This window comes from uncultured Shimia sp. (assembly GCF_913054185.1).
In the GTDB taxonomy this organism is placed as follows: Bacteria; Pseudomonadota; Alphaproteobacteria; order Rhodobacterales; family Rhodobacteraceae; genus Shimia.
Genome location: NZ_CAJXIV010000088.1, coordinates 1 through 17,600, shown reverse-complemented (window position 1 = coordinate 17,600; position 17,600 = coordinate 1). Strand labels below are relative to the sequence as shown.

Annotated in this window: 18 protein-coding genes and 1 pseudogene; 15 read left to right on the top strand and 4 right to left on the bottom strand. The window is 56.0% G+C overall.

Annotated features, from left to right (window positions below):
- Positions 1-426 precede the first annotated feature (426 nt).
- From QZ517_RS15935 to QZ517_RS15885, 11 genes are all read left to right on the top strand, one after another.
- Complete coding sequence (locus QZ517_RS15935; protein ID WP_294228542.1) at positions 427-1,206, top strand: ATP-binding cassette domain-containing protein; 780 nt, start codon at positions 427-429, stop codon at positions 1,204-1,206.
- Between the two features lies 1 nt (position 1,207).
- Complete coding sequence (locus QZ517_RS15930; RefSeq protein ID WP_294228540.1) at positions 1,208-2,200, top strand: ABC transporter permease; 993 nt, start codon at positions 1,208-1,210, stop codon at positions 2,198-2,200.
- Positions 2,201-2,301: 101 nt separating this feature from the next.
- Complete coding sequence (locus tag QZ517_RS15925) at positions 2,302-3,213, top strand: sugar ABC transporter substrate-binding protein (protein ID WP_294228538.1); 912 nt, start codon at positions 2,302-2,304, stop codon at positions 3,211-3,213.
- 72 nt (positions 3,214-3,285) lie between these two features.
- A complete protein-coding gene (locus tag QZ517_RS15920; RefSeq protein ID WP_294228536.1) occupies positions 3,286-4,320 on the top strand; it encodes a zinc-binding alcohol dehydrogenase family protein in 1,035 nt (344 codons plus the stop codon).
- Complete coding sequence (locus QZ517_RS15915) at positions 4,313-5,092, top strand: SDR family oxidoreductase (RefSeq protein ID WP_294228534.1); 780 nt, start codon at positions 4,313-4,315, stop codon at positions 5,090-5,092. Before QZ517_RS15920 ends, QZ517_RS15915 begins: the two co-directional genes overlap by 8 nt.
- Before the next feature lie 142 nt (positions 5,093-5,234).
- The gene (locus tag QZ517_RS15910; RefSeq protein WP_294228532.1) at positions 5,235-6,137 is read left to right on the top strand and encodes a GntR family transcriptional regulator; all 903 of its coding nucleotides are present in this window, start codon (positions 5,235-5,237) and stop codon (positions 6,135-6,137) included.
- Positions 6,134-6,433 (top strand): UxaA family hydrolase, encoded by a 300-nt coding sequence (locus QZ517_RS15905; protein WP_294228529.1) that lies wholly within the window; start codon positions 6,134-6,136, stop codon positions 6,431-6,433. The genes QZ517_RS15910 and QZ517_RS15905 overlap by 4 nt, the downstream gene beginning before the upstream one ends.
- Before the next feature lie 3 nt (positions 6,434-6,436).
- The gene (locus QZ517_RS15900) at positions 6,437-7,633 is read left to right on the top strand and encodes a UxaA family hydrolase (protein WP_294228527.1); all 1,197 of its coding nucleotides are present in this window, start codon (positions 6,437-6,439) and stop codon (positions 7,631-7,633) included.
- Positions 7,634-7,643: 10 nt separating this feature from the next.
- A complete protein-coding gene (locus tag QZ517_RS15895; protein WP_294228525.1) occupies positions 7,644-8,609 on the top strand; it encodes an aldo/keto reductase in 966 nt (321 codons plus the stop codon).
- Positions 8,606-9,436: an amidohydrolase family protein gene (locus QZ517_RS15890; RefSeq protein ID WP_294228523.1), complete on the top strand. Its 831-nt coding sequence runs from the start codon at positions 8,606-8,608 to the stop codon at positions 9,434-9,436. The genes QZ517_RS15895 and QZ517_RS15890 overlap by 4 nt, the downstream gene beginning before the upstream one ends.
- Before the next feature lie 24 nt (positions 9,437-9,460).
- Positions 9,461-9,793 (top strand): L-rhamnose mutarotase, encoded by a 333-nt coding sequence (locus QZ517_RS15885; protein ID WP_294228521.1) that lies wholly within the window; start codon positions 9,461-9,463, stop codon positions 9,791-9,793.
- Between the two features lie 51 nt (positions 9,794-9,844).
- On the opposite strand, the gene QZ517_RS15880 is transcribed toward QZ517_RS15885, so the two are convergent.
- Positions 9,845-10,744, bottom strand: a complete 900-nt coding sequence (locus tag QZ517_RS15880; protein WP_294228520.1) for a LysR substrate-binding domain-containing protein — start codon at positions 10,742-10,744, stop codon at positions 9,845-9,847.
- Positions 10,745-10,836: 92 nt separating this feature from the next.
- Here QZ517_RS15880 and QZ517_RS15875 point away from each other — a divergent pair, with 92 nt between their 5' ends.
- Complete coding sequence (locus QZ517_RS15875; RefSeq protein WP_294228518.1) at positions 10,837-11,964, top strand: alanine racemase; 1,128 nt, start codon at positions 10,837-10,839, stop codon at positions 11,962-11,964.
- 10 nt (positions 11,965-11,974) lie between these two features.
- Entirely contained in the window at positions 11,975-12,910 is a 936-nt protein-coding gene (locus QZ517_RS15870; protein WP_294228515.1) for an ornithine cyclodeaminase family protein, read from the top strand.
- Positions 12,911-13,061: 151 nt separating this feature from the next.
- On the opposite strand, the pseudogene QZ517_RS15865 reads toward QZ517_RS15870, so the two are convergent.
- The 3 genes and pseudogenes from QZ517_RS15865 to QZ517_RS15855 form a co-directional block, all read right to left on the bottom strand.
- Positions 13,062-13,253 (bottom strand): annotated as a pseudogene (locus QZ517_RS15865) (integrase); the annotation flags it as partial.
- 243 nt (positions 13,254-13,496) lie between these two features.
- Positions 13,497-14,342, bottom strand: a complete 846-nt coding sequence (locus QZ517_RS15860; RefSeq protein ID WP_294228512.1) for an amidohydrolase family protein — start codon at positions 14,340-14,342, stop codon at positions 13,497-13,499.
- A gap of 34 nt (positions 14,343-14,376) precedes the next feature.
- Positions 14,377-15,174 carry an IclR family transcriptional regulator gene (locus QZ517_RS15855; protein ID WP_294228509.1) on the bottom strand — a complete coding sequence of 266 codons (798 nt, stop codon included), beginning with the start codon at positions 15,172-15,174 and terminating at the stop codon, positions 14,377-14,379.
- Between the two features lie 182 nt (positions 15,175-15,356).
- On the opposite strand from QZ517_RS15855, the gene QZ517_RS15850 reads away from it, so the two are divergent.
- On the top strand, positions 15,357-16,679 hold the full coding sequence (locus QZ517_RS15850; RefSeq protein WP_294228506.1) for an extracellular solute-binding protein: 1,323 nt from the start codon (positions 15,357-15,359) through the stop codon (positions 16,677-16,679).
- A 70-nt stretch (positions 16,680-16,749) separates the two neighbouring features.
- The coding region (locus QZ517_RS15845) for a sugar ABC transporter permease (protein ID WP_294228504.1) at positions 16,750-17,600 on the top strand (851 nt) is incomplete at its 3' end.

Genomic DNA, 17,600 nt, shown 5'->3' with positions numbered 1-17,600 from the left:
ACTGCGCATAGCCGTCATCGGCACAATTCGTTGACGTATGCTCGCCGCCCTGTAGAGCGGGCCCTGGCCTCTGGAGGTCGGCTCCCAGCCCTTAGCGGACATGACAAATTCACATGTTGGGCGGAACCGGACATTCGATGCGAGTCTTTTTGTGGTCCGGTTTGCGCGAGTAACCGGACATCGCGATGCTGCGGCGACAACCACTCAAATTGCGCGCATGTGTTTTTCCACGTTCTGCTTGCCTAAATTTCTGCGCGCTGACGGACCATTAAGTAGTTGACTTTAAGGTAAAAGTCCCCAGGGGAAGACAACTTACGAGTAGAAAGTGTTTTTTATGCAAAAAAAACATTTGACCGACTCACGTTGTGTTTTTAATAGATAGAAAACCAAAGCTTTCGAGAAATGCTTTGCAGGGAGAACCAAAAAATGGCCAGCCAAGTCGGCGACAAAATTATTCTTCGCGCTCGAGGCGTCAGCAAACACTATGGCGGAGTGGTCGCGCTCGAAGATGTGGATCTTGATCTGCGCGAGGGGGAAGTCTTGGCGGTTGTGGGAGACAACGGCGCCGGCAAATCAACTTTGATCAAAGCCCTCACTGGCGCAATTTCCAAGACCTCCGGAACCATTGAGATGGACGGCCAGGTGGTGCAGATCAATTCGCCAACAGAAGCAAAAGCCGCAGGTATCGAAACAGTCTATCAGGATTTGGCCTTGGTCAACGAGCTGTCCATCACCAAGAACATGTTTCTTGGGCGAGAAATTGTCAGAGATGATATTTTAGGGCGCCTTTTTGGCACTCTCGACTTTGGCAAAATGGATGCTGAAATCCGCGCGCTGTTTCAAAAACTCGATATTCGCATTGCTGACATCTATCGCGAGGCTGAAGCCTTCTCGGGTGGTCAGCGACAGGCGGTAGCGTTGGCCAAGACCGTGATGTTTGGCAAGCGCATTGCCATTTTGGACGAGCCCACCGCTGCGCTCGGAGTCCGGGAAAGCAAAATGGCGATGGATCTGGTGCGCTCCCTGAAGGACCACGGGCTGTCTGTGATTATGATCACCCACAACATGCAGCATGTCATGAACTATTGTGACCGCGTCATGGTTTTACGCCTTGGCCGTCTGGCGGCGGTGCGCGACGTGAAAGACGTGGATGGTGATACGCTTGTCGGTTTGATCACCGGCGCCACTGAAGACAAGGCCGCTTGAGATGACAGACATGACCCAAAACTCTTCAACCCAGATCTCCACACCTTCCGCCGACGGTTCCAGCTTTGCAGCGTTGAAGCATCAGTTCCTGCAGATTTGGCAGGTGTTGGCGGCGCTTGTTTTGATTTACCTGGTGTTCTTCGTCTTGTCTGAGCCTTTCAGAAGTCTCGACACACTGTTGTCGATTTTTGGCCAAGCCTCCATTCTTGCCATCCTCGCCTGCGGCACCACGGTTGTGCTGATATCCGGCGGGTTGGATCTATCAGTGGGCTCGATTTTTGCGGTTGTTGGCGTAATTGTAGGCATTGCTTTGGCCGAATATCAGCTACCTGTGGTGGTTGCGGTCCTTATTGGACTGCTGGCCGGCGCCGCAATGGGGGCACTCAATGGCACCATTCAGGTGTTCACCAAAGTGCCCGCCTTCATCGTGACGTTGGGTGGGCTGACGGCCTACAAGGGGATCGCCGAAATCCTTGCGAGTGGGCGGGACCTGTCGCGGTTTCCCGAGAGCTTTCAAATGTTGGGCTCGGGCTACCTGGTGCCGATGCTCATCATGTTTGGTGTGGCGCTTCTGACTGGTTTGTTCCTCACAAAGACACGCTTGGGCAACCATGCTTTTGCCATCGGAGGCAATGAAGAGGTGGCCCGCCTGTCAGGTGTCAACGTGCGTAAGAGCCGGATCTACTACTACATGTTGGGCGGCGTTCTCGCAGCGACAGCAGCCATTCTTGAGGTCTCCAAATTAAACTTCGCAATGCCGGCGCGCGGCCAAAGCTATGAGCTGTTTGCAATCGCCGCTGTGGTGATTGGTGGCACAAGCCTGTTTGGCGGTCGCGGCGGGGTTGGAAAAACTCTGATTGGCATGTTGATCATGCAGACCATCATCGTGGGTTTGTCGTATCTCGGCGTCGGAACTTCGGTTCAGCGCATCGCCATCGGCATCATCATCATTGTCGCCGTCTACTGGGACGTTTGGCGCCGACCAAGCCGCTAGTGCACATCAAATCTGAAAATTCTGACGGGCGTGGAGGAACGCCCGCGGGAAATGACCGCCCGAAACTCGGGCACTCATAGAAGCCAAAGGGAGGAAGACCAATGAAAATTAAAGCACTCAAGGGGATGGTGGCATCTGTCGCGGTATCCGCATTGACCGCAGGAGCCGCATTCGCAGATGATCTGCGCATCGCGTATACCGGTTATTCAACAGACAACACTTTTTGGATTGGCGTGGCGAAGTCTGCGGCAGCTCAGGCGGAAGAAATGGGTGTCGAACTCATTGATCTGACAGCGTCTTCTGCGGACGCTGCGGCGCAAAAGGATGCTGTTGATCGTGCGATTAACATGGGTGTTGATGGCATCATAATTGGGTCTGTGGACAACCGCGCGTTCGATGCGTCTCTGGACAACGCCAAGCGCAAAGGCATTCCGGTTGTCGCCGTGGACACTGGTATCGAACACGAGCATGTTGCCAGCCTGGTTCAAACCGACAACCTCGCGGCGGCCTCGATTGCTGGAAGCTATATTGTCGACAAACTGGACAGCGGCTCTGTCCTCATTCTTGGCGGATCTGCGGGTCACCAGACCGGCAATGCGCGCCGTGACGGCGTGAAAAACGCTGCTGAGGCTGCCGGCCACGAAGTAATTTTCCAGATTTGCGATTGGCAGGATGCCTGCGCCTATGAAACCACAGTGAACTTCTTGCAGTCCAATCCGGATATCAAAGCCATCTTCTCGGCCTGGGATCCGGGCGCTCTCGCTGCAGTATCTGCGGCCACTGAACTTGGCAAAATTGATGACTTGGTCATCGTGGGCTTTGACGGCAACCCAGCCAATCTTGTGTCCATCGAGGCAGGTGAGCAGGCTGCGACGATCAAACAGGACAACGCGCGCATGGGGGTCGAAGCGGTGACAAACCTTATCGGCCTGATCAAAGGCGAAGAGGTTCCGAGCTTCACACCAATTGATGGCATTCTGATCACCTCCGACAACGTTGGTGAGTTCAAGTAAGCCATGTCACTCTAGCCGCCTGCCATGTGGCAGGCGGCTGTTCCCAATCCAATTCGAAAGACGCTAAACCCCATGCAAGCAATGGCCATCACCTCTATTGGCGAAACTGCCTTCACCACGGTGGAAACGCCAACACTGGGCCCGCAAGACGTCCTCTTGCAGGTTGGGTGTGTTGGTCTGTGCGGCAGCGATCTCAATACCTTTCGCGGCTTGAATCCGCTGGCGACACTGCCCCGTATTCCTGGCCATGAAATTGGTGGAACGATTGTGCAATGCGGCGATGATGTACCAGTTGAATATGCATCTGGCGCCATGGCCATTGTGATCCCCTATACGGCTTGCAAACACTGCTCAGCCTGCCGTGCGGGGCGGCCAAATGCTTGTAAATTCAACGAAACACTTGGCGTGCAACGTGACGGCGGCATGGCGTCTCAGTTGGTTGTGCCTTATGATCGCTTGATCCTGAACGACCAGCTTTCCCTACATGAGCAAGCCTTGGTGGAGCCTTTGTCAGTCGGTTTTCACGCGGTACAACGCGGCACGGTCACCAAAAACGACACCGTGGTTGTTCTCGGCGCAGGCATGATCGGAGTTGGTGCCGTTGTTGGCGCGCTAGCGCGCGGAGCACGGGTGATTGTCGTTGAAATCAGTGACGCAAAACAGGCGACGCTGCGCAGTCTCGGCGTGCAAGACGTTATCAACCCGCTCACGGAGTCTTTGTCCGATCGCGTGACTGCACTCACCGACGGACATGGCGCAGATGTCGTCATCGAAGCTGTTGGCCTGCCCGAAACCTTTCGCAGCGCGGTGGATTTGGCCTGCTTTGGGGGGCGCGTGGTCTATGTCGGCTACGCAAAATCCGAAGTGAGCTACAACACGTCGCTGTTCAATCTGAAAGAGCTCGACATCATGGGCTCGCGAAATGCGACACGCACCGATTTTGAGGCGGTTATCGACCATCTCCAAGCGACGCCCGGATTGGCTCAAAAAATCATTTCGCGCGTCTTCTCTTGGGATGACGCCGCGCAGGCCTTCCCGTTCTGGGAAGCCAACCGCCAAGACATCTTTAAGGTAATGATCGACATGCAAGGCAATGGCCATGACTGATGCAACTCGCCTCACAGAACAATACGGCTTGAGCGGGCAAACCGCGCTGGTGACCGGCGGCGGCACTGGCTTGGGCAAAGCCATCGCAACAAGCCTTGCGCAAAGTGGGGCCAAGGTGGTGATTGCCGGGCGGCGCGAGGACGTGCTGCAAGACGCTTGTGCTGAGATCTGCATGGGCACGCGGTATCAGGTGCTGGATTTGACGGATATTGCGGCCATTCCTGCCGCTGCAGCGCAATTGCATGCTGATCACGGGCCTTTTGATATTTTGGTGAACAACGCGGGCAACACCATCAAAAAGCCGTTCATGGAGTCTGATCTCCGCGACTTTGACAGCGTGTTTGATGTGCATGTGCGCGGTGCTTTGGAATTGAGCCGTGCCGTAATGGACAGCATGTTGAAAGCGGGAACCAAAGGGTCTGTTCTCTTCATTTCCTCCATGACAGCCTACATTGGACAGCCCAATGTGTCCGGCTACACAATTTCCAAAACTGCAATCAACGGCGTTATCCGTGCTCTGTCCGCAGAATTTGCTCAAAGTGGTATTCGTGTGAATGGAGTCGCGCCAGGTTGGATCGACACCGACGTTTTCCGCACCGCCACCAAAGGCGACCCAGAGCGTAAGGCAAAGATCATGGGGCGCATTCCCATGGGTACATTGGGCGACCCGGAAGATATCGGATGGGCCTGTGCTTTTCTGTGCGCGCCCGCTGCAAAATATGTCACCGGGCAGGTGTTGCTTGTGGACGGCGGCGGGGCAACAGGGTTTTGAGGAGCGCAAAATGACCCCTAAGAAGCTGTTTTCAATAATGAATGACCAACCATTCACGACAGGTTGGTCGAAGTCGCCTTTGCAACTTTTGCCGTGATGTAAGACAGTCACTTAAACTTTTAAAAACATACAGAGCCATTTCATGTCCCGTGACAATTCCACTTACAAAGACAGCCTCAACCGCAGTTTGGATTTTGTGGCGGCGTTGCCAATCGAGGATACATTGCCGTCCGAAGTTGAATTGACTCAGCGTCTCGGCATAAGCCGCACCACGGTCCGCGCTGTGCTGACGCAATTGAATGAAAGCGGCATCATTCAATGGTCCGGGCGCACCAAAACCGTTCTGCGAAAACCGGTTGCGGCAGATTATTTTGCCAAGGAGGAGACGCTGTCGACCAGCGAGCGCGTCGAAACTCAGTTCATGGAATACATCCTTGGGGGGGATCTTAAGCCGGGGACAATTTTACATGAGAGCGAGATGGTGCGGGAGTTTGGCGCAAGTGCGTCAGTGCTCCGGGAGTGTCTGATTAAGTTTTCCCGTTTTGGCTTGATTGAGAAAGAACCCAACCGGCATTGGGTGCTGCGGGGCTTTACACAGGATTTTGCCATCGAACTTTTTGATGTGCGGGAGATGTTTGAGCTGCGCGCCTTTCAGGCCCTGCTTGATGCTGGACCGGACTCGACAAGGTTCACCCAGCTGGTTGCGCTGGAAAAGGCTCACGAGAGCATCATTCGCAATATCGACGCCGAGTTTTTGAATTTTCCGCGTCTGGACGAGCAGTTTCACAGGATTCTGCTCGACGGTCTTAGCAACAGATTTATCGACGACTTCTTTGAACTGGTTTCCGTGATTTTCCACTACCACTACCGGTGGAACAAACAGGACGAACACGAGCGCAACCTGGTTGCCGCTCAGCAGCACCTTGCGGTGATACGTGCGTTGGAGGCCGGCTACAAACAAAGTGCCTTGGACCTCTTTCAGACGCACTTGAATTCCGCACGGACAACACTTCTACGCAGTGTGACATGGGACAATGAAACATGACTGGACAGCCAACCAACGATCCCCGTGTTTTGACGCTTGCGGAAGGTGACAATATCGTCGTGCTAAAATCGACCATTCAGGCTGGCGAGCGTATTCTTCTTTGCGGGCAGGAGGTATTTGTGCCGCACACCCTGGGTCTTGGTCACAAGCTGGCCGCGGAGGACATCCCTGCGGGGCAAGATATCATAAAATACGGCTTTCCCATTGGTTTTGCAGCGGCGGACATCCCGCTCGGCGGACATGTGCATGTCCACAACCTGACCAGCCGATACACTCAAGTTGAGGTGATGGAGTAACCGATGACCACTATGATGGCTTGGCCGCGCAAAGACGGCAGGAAAGGTATTCGCAACGTTGTGTTGGTCGCGTATCTGGTGGAATGCGCGCACCACGTCTGCAAGCAGATCGCCCGCCCCTTTCCGGATGGGGACGTGCAGGTTGTGGGCTTTTCCGGCTGTTTTCCATCAGACTACGGTCAGGATATGATGGCTGCTCTGTGTACGCACCCAAATGTTGGCGCCGTTCAGCTTGTGTCGCTTGGCTGTGAAAACTTCAAAAAGACCCAATTGGCAGAGGTCATTCGCGCCTCTGGTCGCCCGGTGGATATCATCACCATTCAAGACGTGGGGGGGACAGGCCCTGCAGTTAAGGCTGGACGGGACTGGATCAAACAGACCCATGCTCACATCATGGCTCAACCAAAGGTCGAGATGGCGGTGTCTGAACTAGTGATTGGCACCATTTGTGGGGGCTCAGACGCAACATCCGGCATCACCGGAAACCCGGCCGCTGGCGTGGCTTTTGATATGTTGGTCCAAGAGGGCGCAACCTGCATTTTTGAGGAAACCGGTGAGCTGATCGGCTGTGAACATGTCATGGCGGATCGGGTTGCCGACGAGGCGCTGCGCCCCGCGATCATCGCATCGGTGGACAAAGCGGCCAAGTATTACGACGCAATGGGCTATGGGTCGTTTTCCAACGGCAATGCGACGGGCGGATTGTCGACCATCGAGGAGAAATCACTGGGCGCCTATGCCAAGTCGGGTCAAAGCAAAATTGCCGGTATCCTCCGCCCCGCTCAAACCGCCCCCGCGGGCGGGCTATACCTGTTGGACGTCGTGCCGGACGGACCACCGAAGTACGGCTATCCCAACATCAATGACAACGCCGAAATCATTGAATTGATTTCTTGCGGCGCACACGCTGTGATCTTTGTCACCGGGCGGGGATCGGTGGTCGGGTCGGCCATTTCACCGGTCCTCAAGGTTTGCGCCAACCCCGAAACCTATGACCGTATGTCCGGCGATATGGACGTAAATGCGGGGCGAATACTGGATGGCGGAACGACGCTACAAGACGTCGGTGCGGAGATTGTCGAAAAGCTGGTGGCGCTTGGCCAGGGCCAAACCACCGCATCCGAAGACCTGGGCCATGTTGAATTTGTCCTGACCTATAAAACCGCGGCTCCGGCGGAGCCCGGATGTCATCCCAACTGAGGCCACATCAATGCTCAATGACACTCATCGCCTGGCTCTTGGTACAGCCGCCCTCGCAGGCCTCTACCGCCCCGTCAGCCATTCCGCTGTGCAAGATGTTCTCACTTGCGCGTGGGACAACGGCATTCGCTACTATGACACCGCGCCCCACTATGGAAATGGCGCGTCTGAAGGTCTGCTGGGGGATTTCTTACGCGATCGAGACGGTTGGGTGCTTTCCACCAAAGTTGGACGTGTTCTGACACCCGACAGCCAACCGCCTGAGGTCATTAATGGCTTTCACAACGCCTGGCCGCTCAAGCAACATTTCGATTTCACCTATGACGGCATTATGCGGTCGGTCGAGGACAGTTTTCAGCGGCTTGGGTTGAACCGCATCGATATCCTGTTTGTTCATGACATTGGAGATTCCGACGCGGGCACAGACACCAAACATCACCGTGCTCAATTGCTCGACTCCGGCGTAAAGGCGCTGGAAGAACTCAAATCTGATGGCACCGTGAAGGCCGTTGGCCTGGGCGTCAATACGGTGGAAATCTGTGAGGAGTTGCTGGGGCAGTTCGAGATGGATCTGATCTTGTTGGCCGGACGTTACACCTTATTGGACCAGTCGGCCCGGGTTCGGCTCTTCCCATTACTGCGCCAACACAACGTGCGGCTGGTGATTGGTGGGGTCTTTAACTCTGGAATTTTGGCCACAGGCCCCCATCCCGGAGCACATTTCAACTATGCGCCTGCGTCCCCTGAAATTTTGGAAAAAGTCGCCAATATTGAAGCCGTGTGCGCGCAGCATGACACCGCGTTGCCCGCCGCGGCCCTTCAATATCCGGACCAGCATCCGCTTGTGGCGTCCACTTTGATCGGGACAAGCAAAGCGACTTCTCTGAAGCGCAACATCGCCCAGTTCAATGCGTCTGTGCCGGCCGCGCTGTGGGGCGACCTCATCACCCATGGCATGATTGCAGCTGACCAATGATCATTGACGCCCATCAGCATTTTTGGAAGCTCGAACGGGGGGACTACCCGTGGCCGAATGAAACCGTCGCAGACATTTTCCGCGATTTTGAGCCAGCCGATTTGGCGCCACTTCTTGCAGCAGCCGGGGTTGATCGCACGGTGCTTGTGCAAGCCACCGACACAGTTGCTGAGACCGAGTTTCTTTTGCAAATCGCCAAAGATGTGGCTTGGGTGGCCGGTGTGGTTGGGTGGGTCGATCTTGGTGCGCCAGATGCAGTAAAGGTGATTGACAGGCTCCACCAGCAGCCAGCCCTCAAGGGCCTCCGACCGATGCTGCAAAACATCGAAGACACCGATTGGATTTCGCGGGAAGCGGTTGCTCCGGCTTTGTCTCACATGGCTGATTTGGGTCTGTGTTTTGACGCCCTGATCCAACCACGTCACCTTGATGCCATCGCGCAAGTTGCAAGGCTGCATCCAGCGTTGCCAATTGTGATAGATCACATTGCCAAACCGAAGATGGGCGGGGGGCAGACGCCGGATGCAGAATGGCTGCAAGGCATGCGCCGTCTGGCTGACTTGCCGAATGTCCACTGCAAACTATCCGGGCTCATCACTGAAATTGGGCCAACTTGGACAATGACAGATCTGGCACCATTTGCAGCGCATGTACTGCAGGTATTTGGCCCTGACAAAACTCTGTTTGGAAGCGATTGGCCTGTGGTCACGCTTGCCGGCACTTACACTGGCTGGCGGGAGACAGTCGATACGCTTTTGACCACGTTCACCGCCGCAGATCGCGCCAAGATTATGGGTGGCAACGCCCAGGCTTTTTACGGCCTCTAAGGCCCAAACAAGAAGAGAAAACCAATGGTACAACGCATGGGCATGGTGATTGGCATCGCTCCGGAAAACATCGCAGAATACAAACGACTTCATGCGGATGTGTGGCCGGAGGTTTTGGCTCGGCTAAAGCAGTCCAATATCTCCAATTATTCAATTTTCCTGCGCGAACCTGAGAACTTGATGTTCAGCTACTGGGAATACACCGGCTCTGATTTTGAAGCGGACATGGCGGCAGTTTCGAAGCATGAGGTCACTCAAAAGTGGTGGCAAGTTTGCGGCCCGATGCAGCGTCCTCTGGACACGCGCAACGACGAAGAGTGGTGGGCCGGAATGGAACAAATTTTCTTTTTGCCCTGAACCAAACCACAATACCGGCCAATCACTTAGGCTCAAAAGATTGAGTTTCTTTCAGAGTGGCGTGCCGATTTCCGACGCCAGTTTCTCAACAAACTTGTCTATTCGTAGAGATCGCACAGATCGAGGGTTCAGCAGAGCCACGATGTCAGCATCCGGGAGCGACCAGCCTGGCAACACACGCACCAGCCTGCCGGCGTGCAGATCATCGGCAACGCTCCATTCGGACCTCTCCACGATGCCAAACCCCGCCAAAGCCCAGGCACGCAAGACCTCGCCGTCATTGCAATCAAAAACAGGATGTACGCGCAGGTTCGTTTCAATGCCATCCCGACCGGTCAGGGGCCAAAGTGAGGCGTCAGCGCGGTTTTCGCGCACCACACCTATTCTGTGGGCCGATAGGTCTTCAGGGCTCTGCGGGCGGCCAACTCGGCTGACGTAATGCGCCGATGCCACCAGCACCCGACGATTTGGCGCCAGCTTGCGCTGCGTAATCCGTAAGTTTGGCAAGCGCCCGACATGGATCAGAACGTCCCAGAGCCCATCACTCATCGCGCCTACGGGATCTTCACTGAGACTGAGGACTGGGTGCAGCTCTGGGTTCTCGTCGCCAAATCGCGCTAGAACCGGGGCCACGCGCAAACGGCCGAAGCCGAAAGGTGCAATAATATGGAGTGGGCCCTCGATCCGCCCGGCGCGGGCTGACATGTCATCCGTTAGGCATGCAACGTCGTCCAAGATGTCCTTTGCACGGTCGACAAGATACGCCCCTTCTGTTGTCAGCCGGAGCTGTCCGCGGCCGCGCTCCATGAGGCGCAAACGTAACCGGTCCTCCAGCAGTGCCAACCGTTGAGAAACCGCAGGTGGCGTCACGCCGAGATTGCGCGCTGCCGCTGCAAGACTCGGTGCGGCGGCTAAAGCAGTTAGAAAGCGGAGATCGGACACATCAAGCATTAAGGTGCAGCTTAATTTAGGCTTCAGCTTATGTAAATGTCGATCCAACTTCAGCCGTGATAGATCTTGGGCGCTACTGGAGGGCGACCGCAATGAACAAACCCGATCTTTTGACCCCAAAAGACCTATCAACCCCCGCATTGCTGTTGGATGAGCAGCGGATGATGCGAAACATCGCACGGCTCGCTGGGCATGCGGCGCACCTTGGTGTCGCGTTGCGCCCCCATCTGAAGACGGCCAAATCCGTCGAAGTCGCGCGCAGCCTGACTGGCGGGGGACCAGGCCCCATTACCGTTTCTACTCTGGCTGAAGCCGACGTGTTCCACAAAGCAGGTTACAAGGATATCCTTTATGCTGTTGGGATTGCCCCGCAAAAACTGGAGCGTGTGCAAGCATTGCGAGATCGCGGCTGCGATCTGGTTGTTATCCTCGATAGCGCGACGCAAGCGCAGGCAGTGGCGCAGGCAAACATTCCGGCCCTTATAGAGATCGACAGCGACGGCCACCGTGGTGGGCTTCGCCAGAATGACCCGGCGTTGATCCAAATCGGCCGCATATTGCACGAAAGCGGGGGTCTGCGTGGCGTCATGACTCATGCGGGGGAAAGCTACAACGTGCGCGGCAACGCGGCCCATGCCGAGTTCGCAGAACTGGAGAGACACGCTGCAGTCTCATCGGCAGAGGCGCTGCGCAAAGCTGGTCTGCCGTGCTCCGTCGTGAGCGTCGGATCGACACCGACAGCCCACGCTGCGCGCGATCTGACCGGCGTGACGGAACTTCGTGCCGGGGTTTACATGTTCTTCGATCTGGTCATGGCTGGCATTGACGTCTGCGCTGTCGACGACATCGCACTCAGCGTGCTGACAACTGTCATCGGGCACCAACCCGCCAAGGGTTGGATGATGATCGACGCCGGCTGGATGGCGCTGTCGCGAGATCGAGGAACAGCGGCGCAGGATGTGGACCAGGGGTATGGCCTGGTTTGTGACGAGGACGGGTGCATTCTCCCGGACCTCATCGTGAGCAGCGCCAACCAGGAACATGGCATCGTATCCCTTCGGCCTGACGCAGGTGGTCAGGTGCCGGAGCTGCCAGTAGGAACCCGCCTGCGTATTTTGCCGAACCACGCCTGCGCGACAGCTGCGCAGCATGGCCGTTACCACGTTTTGCCGCGGGACGGTGGCCCATTGCTGACCTGGAACCGCTTCGGCGGCTGGTAAGGAGACCGACATGATTTTAATTACAGAGGCTCAGTCCTGCGCAATCATAACGCCTGAGCTCGCTTTCGATGCGGTGCGAGAGGCTTTCATTGCCGCTGTTGCGCCGGGGGCTGCGAGTTTCCCGGTTGTGATCGCCCATGGCAGCGATCCGCAGAACCGCTTTACGATCAAATCGGCTTCGGGTTCAGAACTGGCTGGGTTGAAAGTTGGGGCGTACTTCCCGACCAATGATGCCCTCGGCTTACCAAGGCATGCCTCAACCATCGTACTGATCGACCAGACCACAGGACGCATTGGTGCAGTGGTAGAGGGATCGACGGTGAATTGTTATCGCACCGCCGCAGCGAATGCTGTGGCCACAAATGCTCTTGCGCGTTCGAATTCCGAGGTGTTGACCTTATTTGGGACGGGCCACCAAGCTGCCTATGAGGCGCAAGCCATTGCTCGGGTTCGAAAGCTGTCCCGTCTTTTGGTGGTTGGCAGAGATCCCTCCCGCACAGAAACCTTTGTCAGAAACCTGCGAAGCACCGGCTTGCCGGCAGAGGCGGCCGCTGCGGAATCTGCTGTCCGTGCTGCTGATATCATCGTGACGGCGACAACTGCCACCGCGCCTCTTTTTGACGCGGCCTGGGTCCAGCTGGGAGCGCATATCTCCTCCATGGGATCGGATAGCCAAGGCAAACAGGAACTACCTACCGAACTCTTTCAACGCGCCTACCTCGTTTGCGATTTGCCGGAACAGTCAATGCGCATCGGAGAGTTCCAGCACGCTAGCCCCGAGGCTACCCCGACTGCAATAGGAGCGGTGCTCACCGGAGATGCACCGGGCCGAAAGGCTGACGGAGAGATCACGATATTCGACAGCTCGGGCATCTCACTGCAGGATTTGTACATGGCAAAGGCGGTCCTCGACCGGCACGAGGTAAATAGTTCTATCGAAGGTTGAGCGAATGGCAGCCTGGATCCTTTGCCTCGTTCTTCGGCTACACTACATGCTATGTCCGATGTCCAAAGGCGGTTGAAGGCGACCGACAGCGCAGCATTTGGGCATGTGGCCAATATCGGCAGTGGGCCGCCCGTGAAGACGGCCCATGTCTTCAGGTTTCTACCGCCTCGAAGATCACCACAGCGTCTTCTAACTCGACACCGAGGTATCGGACTGTGCTGTCCATCTTGTTGTGTTCAAATAGGAGCTGAGCAGCGCACAAGTTGCGGGTCTTCCGGTAGATCTGCGCGATCTTCGTCCGTCGCATGGAATGGGTTCCATACGCACTTGGCTCCAGCCCAATCTGCCGGAGGCTCGAGCGACCGCAAGGCGCAGAAAACATGCGTAACTGGGCCACTTCACGATCCCAAAATGTAGTGAACGGCCCAAATCGGACCTTGATCCGAATTGGCCTTTCTGCCTAGTAGCATACTATTCGCCGACGTCTTCGAAAGCCTGACTGCACATGGTATGGCCATCTGTGCCGAACATTGTCGGCTGTTTTGGACTTTGTGCTAAGCTTTCTTTTTATGTTGGGTCGAAAGAGCTACAACTGAACCTCTTGCTTCGTCGTTTGGTTGAGACGCGGATACGCCTTTTGTGATGGGGTCTCAAAGATGTCCCGACCGAGGTTTTCGGCTGCTTCCTGTGCAACGGCTAACCAAGCTCCATATGTCGAGGCTAGGTTCAGGACAGGCCAATCTGAGCCAAACAAAACGCGTCCAGGTGGGAAGGCTTGCAAAATCTCCACGATGTAGGGCGAGAGGTCTTTTGGCTGCCAATTGGGGGCGGCTTCGGTCGCAAGGCCTGACAATTTGCAAAACGCCTGACTTGTTGACGCTATCTGGCGCATATCAGATGCCCAGGCTTCAAACTGCCCGTTTCGAATTTCTGGCTTGGCGCCGTGGTCGATTACCACCCGTAGGTCGGGGTAGGTCTCGAGAAACCTCAGCAGATATTGCAAATGCCGTGGCAGCACCAATGCGTCAAAGGTCAGGTTGTGTTTCTCCATCGCCGCTAGTGCGGGGCGCAGCGTGTTTTGGAGCATCCAGGCATCCTCTTCCAGGTCCTGAATCATGGGGCGGAAACCGACAAGCTTGGGGTGCTGGGCCATCAGTGCAATTTTTTCGGGGGCATCTGGCGCCTCAAGATCGGTCCAGCCCACAACACCCAGGATCCAGTCATGCTTGTCGGCCAGGGACAGGAGGTATTCTGTTTCGGCCTCTGTGTCCGCGGCCTGCACGGCAATAGTGGCGTCTATGCCCGCTTCCGCCAGAATTGGCTTTAAGTCTTCGGGAGCAAAGTCCCGATACAAAGGCTCCAGCTCGGGGGTCAGCCAGCTGTAATCGCCGCGCGCGAGCTTCCAGAAGTGCTGATGGGCGTCGATTTTCATGTGCTGGCCTCCTGTGGGTGGCGCGCAAACTGGCTCAGAGTGTCTTTGCGAACTCTGGCGCGTTGCCTCCGTAAATCTCGGTCAACTCCCGTGCCAAAGCGCCATACATTTCAACAATGTCGTCCAGGCTTGGCACCTCTAGATCATCCACCCGTTCCAGATATGGGCACGACAGTACTGCGGCCGCATGGCCGGAAGGGCCAAAGATTGGAAATGCGATATTGGTCACGCCAATGGCGGTTGCTGACGGCATCTTCTCGTAGCCGACCGCGCGAATGCGCTTGATATGGGCGACAAACTCTGCGCGCTCCAAGGCTGGTTCCCCAATCGCCTGCCGGTGCTGGGAAATCAGGTCTTCGACCTCGTCATCGGAGCGAAACGCTGCCAGCACCCGCCCGGTGCCCGTATTCCACAAGCCAACAACCGTGCCAGTCTTTAGCGCCAATCCCCAGTTGCCCGGAGATTCTGCGGAGGCCACAATCACCACGTCACCGTTGCTTTCCATGCCCATATGGCACGATTGCCAGGCTTGACGGGTGATGGCGCGCATACGGGGCAGGGCGGCCTCTATTACGCGCCCAATCGGCGGGTGGCGTTGGCTGATCGAAAACATCTTGAGGCTTAACGCGTAGCGGTCGCCGGACAGGGAGCGGATCACGTATCCACGCCGGACCAGTGTAGACAGCATCCGATAGATTTCGCTGGGGGAGCGTTCCAGTGCTTTGGCCACTTCGCCTTGGGTCAGTCCCTCTCCGTGGCTGGCGAGTAATTCAATAATGTCCAACCCTTTTTCAAGCGCCGGTGCGCGGTATTTGTCATCTTTTTCGGCCATACCCTGTCCAATTTTTACAGTCTTTTACGTCCCATAGCAGAGGCCTTGGGGGGCCTTATAGGGGAGTTTTGCTGTGAAGGGGGCGCAAGTCAAGCTTGATTTGTATCTGAATAAATGTTTTACATACGAATATAGATCGCTGGGAGGGTGATCGCAAAGGCAAGCATCTTAGGGAGGATATGATGCGAAAATCTAATGCATTAAAGGGTTTGATGGCGTGCTCCGCTTTGGTCGCCGCCGCCGAATCGGCGCTGGCAGCGGACTGGGGCGATCACTCTGGCGTGACCATCGAGGCCAAACTGATTGGTGGTCAGCAATATGAAGGGCTTTACGGCCGCATTGCAGAGTGGGAAGCGGCCACCGGCGCAACTGTGAACATCATTTCCAAGAAGAGCCATTTTGAGATCGACAAAGAGATCAAGTCGGACATGGCGGCCGGCACCACAGACTGGTGTGTTGGCTCCAACCACTCTTCTTTTGCCCCGCAATACGAAGGGCTTTATGCGAACCTGAATGACTTGGTGTCTGAGGATGTGGTGGCTGGGTTTGTTCCAGGCAACATCGGAGCCTCCACGGTGGGTGGCGAGCTGTTGATGCTGCCGCGCGCACAGTTTGACGTCTCTGTGCTGTACTACCTGAAATCCAACTATGAAGACGCTGACAGAGCCGCTGCTTTTAAGGCGGAGTATGGCTATGACCTAGCTGTTCCAGAAACCTGGGAGCAGGTGAAAGATCAGTCGATCTTCTTCGCTGATCCACCAAACTTCTATGGAACACAGTACGCGGGCAAAGATGAAGCCATTGTGGGCCGATTCTATGAGATGGTTGTGGCCGAGGGTGGCAACTATCTGGATGAAAACAAAAAGCCGATCTTTAATTCCGATGCAGGTCAACGCGCTTTGCAGTGGTTTGTTGACCTCTACGAGGCCAAAGCTGTCCCGGCAGGCACCACCAGCTACGTTTGGGATGATCTGGGGCAGGGCTTTGCCTCTGGCACCGTGGCGCTGAATCTGGATTGGCCGGGCTGGGCAGGGTTCTTCAATGACCCTGACTCATCTAAGGCGGCTGGTAACGTGGGTGTTGCTGTTCAGCCAATGGGCTCCGTGACCCGCACGGGTTGGTCTGGCCATCACGGCTTCTCTGTCACCAACGACTGTGCGAACAAAGAGGCCGCCGCCTCTCTGGCGATGTTCCTGACCAGCGAAGAAAGCCAGCTTGCGGAAAGCGCAGGGGGCTCGCTGCCAACACGCACTGCCGTCTGGGAGGCCAATGTCGCGGCTGCCAAAGCTGGTGACGACCCGTTCCGTGCTGAGGCGCTCGCGGCCTTTGCGGAAGGTGCCAAGTACGCCTTTGCCGTGCCTCCGATCCCGGAATGGGGCGAAAGTACAAACATTGTCTTCCCGGAGCTGCAAGCCGCGATTGTGGGTGACAAGACCGTAAAAGAAGCATTGGACGATGCGGCGGAAGCCGTGGATGAGCTGATGCGTGAGTCCGGCTACTACTAAGCCTTCTCCCAGGTTCAAAGGCAGGGTTAAACTGCCTTTGAACCACCCTCAATTCAAACAAAGGTGCGAAATGACCCGTCGCCGCTTGCCTGAGTGGTTAGTTTTGCTGTTGCCTGCAATCATTGTGATTGCCGCAGTGGTGCTGATCCCACTCCTCTTCTCGCTCTATTCCAGCTTTACGCCCTATAAGCTGACCCGCCCGTCGACCCTTTGGAAATGGGTGGGCACCTACAACTACGAAAAGATCCTGAGCGACGCGAAGTTCTGGGCTGCTTTTGGCCGCACCGTGCTGTTCCTGACCATCGTTTTGAACCTGGAATTGCTTCTTGGTCTTGGCATCGCCTTGATGATGAACAAGGTCACATGGGGACAACGCACCCTGCGCACCATTCTGATGTTCCCGATGATGTTTTCGCCGATCCTCGTGGGCTTTCAGTTCAAATTCATCTTCAACGACAACATCGGTCTGGTGAACAACGTCCTTCAGTCCATGGGCTTTAACGCGGCGCTGCCGTGGCTTGTGGATGGCAAGCTGGCGATGTTCTCGATTATGTTTGCCGAAATCTGGATGAGCACCTCGGTGTTTGCGATCCTGATCCTGGCTGGCCTGTTCGCGATGCCACGTGATCCGCTGGAGGCCGCCAAAGTGGACGGGTGTACACCGTGGCAAAGCTTTCGCCACATCACCCTGCCGTTCCTGATGCCGTTTATCTACATCGCGATGACCATCCGCAGTCTGGATGTTGCCCGTGCCTATGACATTGTGCAGATCATGACCGGCGGTGGCCCCGCGCGCCGCACAGAACTGCTTTGGACCTTGATGAGCCGCACTGGTTATGTGGACGCCCGCATGGGACTGGCCAACGCGATGGGGTACGTGTCCATCCTGCTGTCGATCCTCTTCACCATCTATTTCTTCCG

Bases quoted from the DNA above. Each gene is read 5' to 3' on its own strand.
- QZ517_RS15935 (WP_294228542.1), top strand. From the start codon at position 427: ATGGCCAGCCAAGTCGGCGACAAAATTATTCTTCGCGCTCGAGGCGTC.
- QZ517_RS15930 (WP_294228540.1), top strand. From the start codon at position 1,208: ATGACAGACATGACCCAAAACTCTTCAACCCAGATCTCCACACCTTCC.
- QZ517_RS15925 (WP_294228538.1), top strand. From the start codon at position 2,302: ATGAAAATTAAAGCACTCAAGGGGATGGTGGCATCTGTCGCGGTATCC.
- QZ517_RS15920 (WP_294228536.1), top strand. From the start codon at position 3,286: ATGCAAGCAATGGCCATCACCTCTATTGGCGAAACTGCCTTCACCACG.
- QZ517_RS15915 (WP_294228534.1), top strand. From the start codon at position 4,313: ATGACTGATGCAACTCGCCTCACAGAACAATACGGCTTGAGCGGGCAA.
- QZ517_RS15910 (WP_294228532.1), top strand. From the start codon at position 5,235: ATGTCCCGTGACAATTCCACTTACAAAGACAGCCTCAACCGCAGTTTG.
- QZ517_RS15905 (WP_294228529.1), top strand. From the start codon at position 6,134: ATGACTGGACAGCCAACCAACGATCCCCGTGTTTTGACGCTTGCGGAA.
- QZ517_RS15900 (WP_294228527.1), top strand. From the start codon at position 6,437: ATGACCACTATGATGGCTTGGCCGCGCAAAGACGGCAGGAAAGGTATT.
- QZ517_RS15895 (WP_294228525.1), top strand. From the start codon at position 7,644: ATGCTCAATGACACTCATCGCCTGGCTCTTGGTACAGCCGCCCTCGCA.
- QZ517_RS15890 (WP_294228523.1), top strand. From the start codon at position 8,606: ATGATCATTGACGCCCATCAGCATTTTTGGAAGCTCGAACGGGGGGAC.
- QZ517_RS15885 (WP_294228521.1), top strand. From the start codon at position 9,461: ATGGTACAACGCATGGGCATGGTGATTGGCATCGCTCCGGAAAACATC.
- QZ517_RS15880 (WP_294228520.1), bottom strand. From the start codon at position 10,744: ATGCTTGATGTGTCCGATCTCCGCTTTCTAACTGCTTTAGCCGCCGCA.
- QZ517_RS15875 (WP_294228518.1), top strand. From the start codon at position 10,837: ATGAACAAACCCGATCTTTTGACCCCAAAAGACCTATCAACCCCCGCA.
- QZ517_RS15870 (WP_294228515.1), top strand. From the start codon at position 11,975: ATGATTTTAATTACAGAGGCTCAGTCCTGCGCAATCATAACGCCTGAG.
- QZ517_RS15860 (WP_294228512.1), bottom strand. From the start codon at position 14,342: ATGAAAATCGACGCCCATCAGCACTTCTGGAAGCTCGCGCGCGGCGAT.
- QZ517_RS15855 (WP_294228509.1), bottom strand. From the start codon at position 15,174: ATGGCCGAAAAAGATGACAAATACCGCGCACCGGCGCTTGAAAAAGGG.
- QZ517_RS15850 (WP_294228506.1), top strand. From the start codon at position 15,357: ATGCGAAAATCTAATGCATTAAAGGGTTTGATGGCGTGCTCCGCTTTG.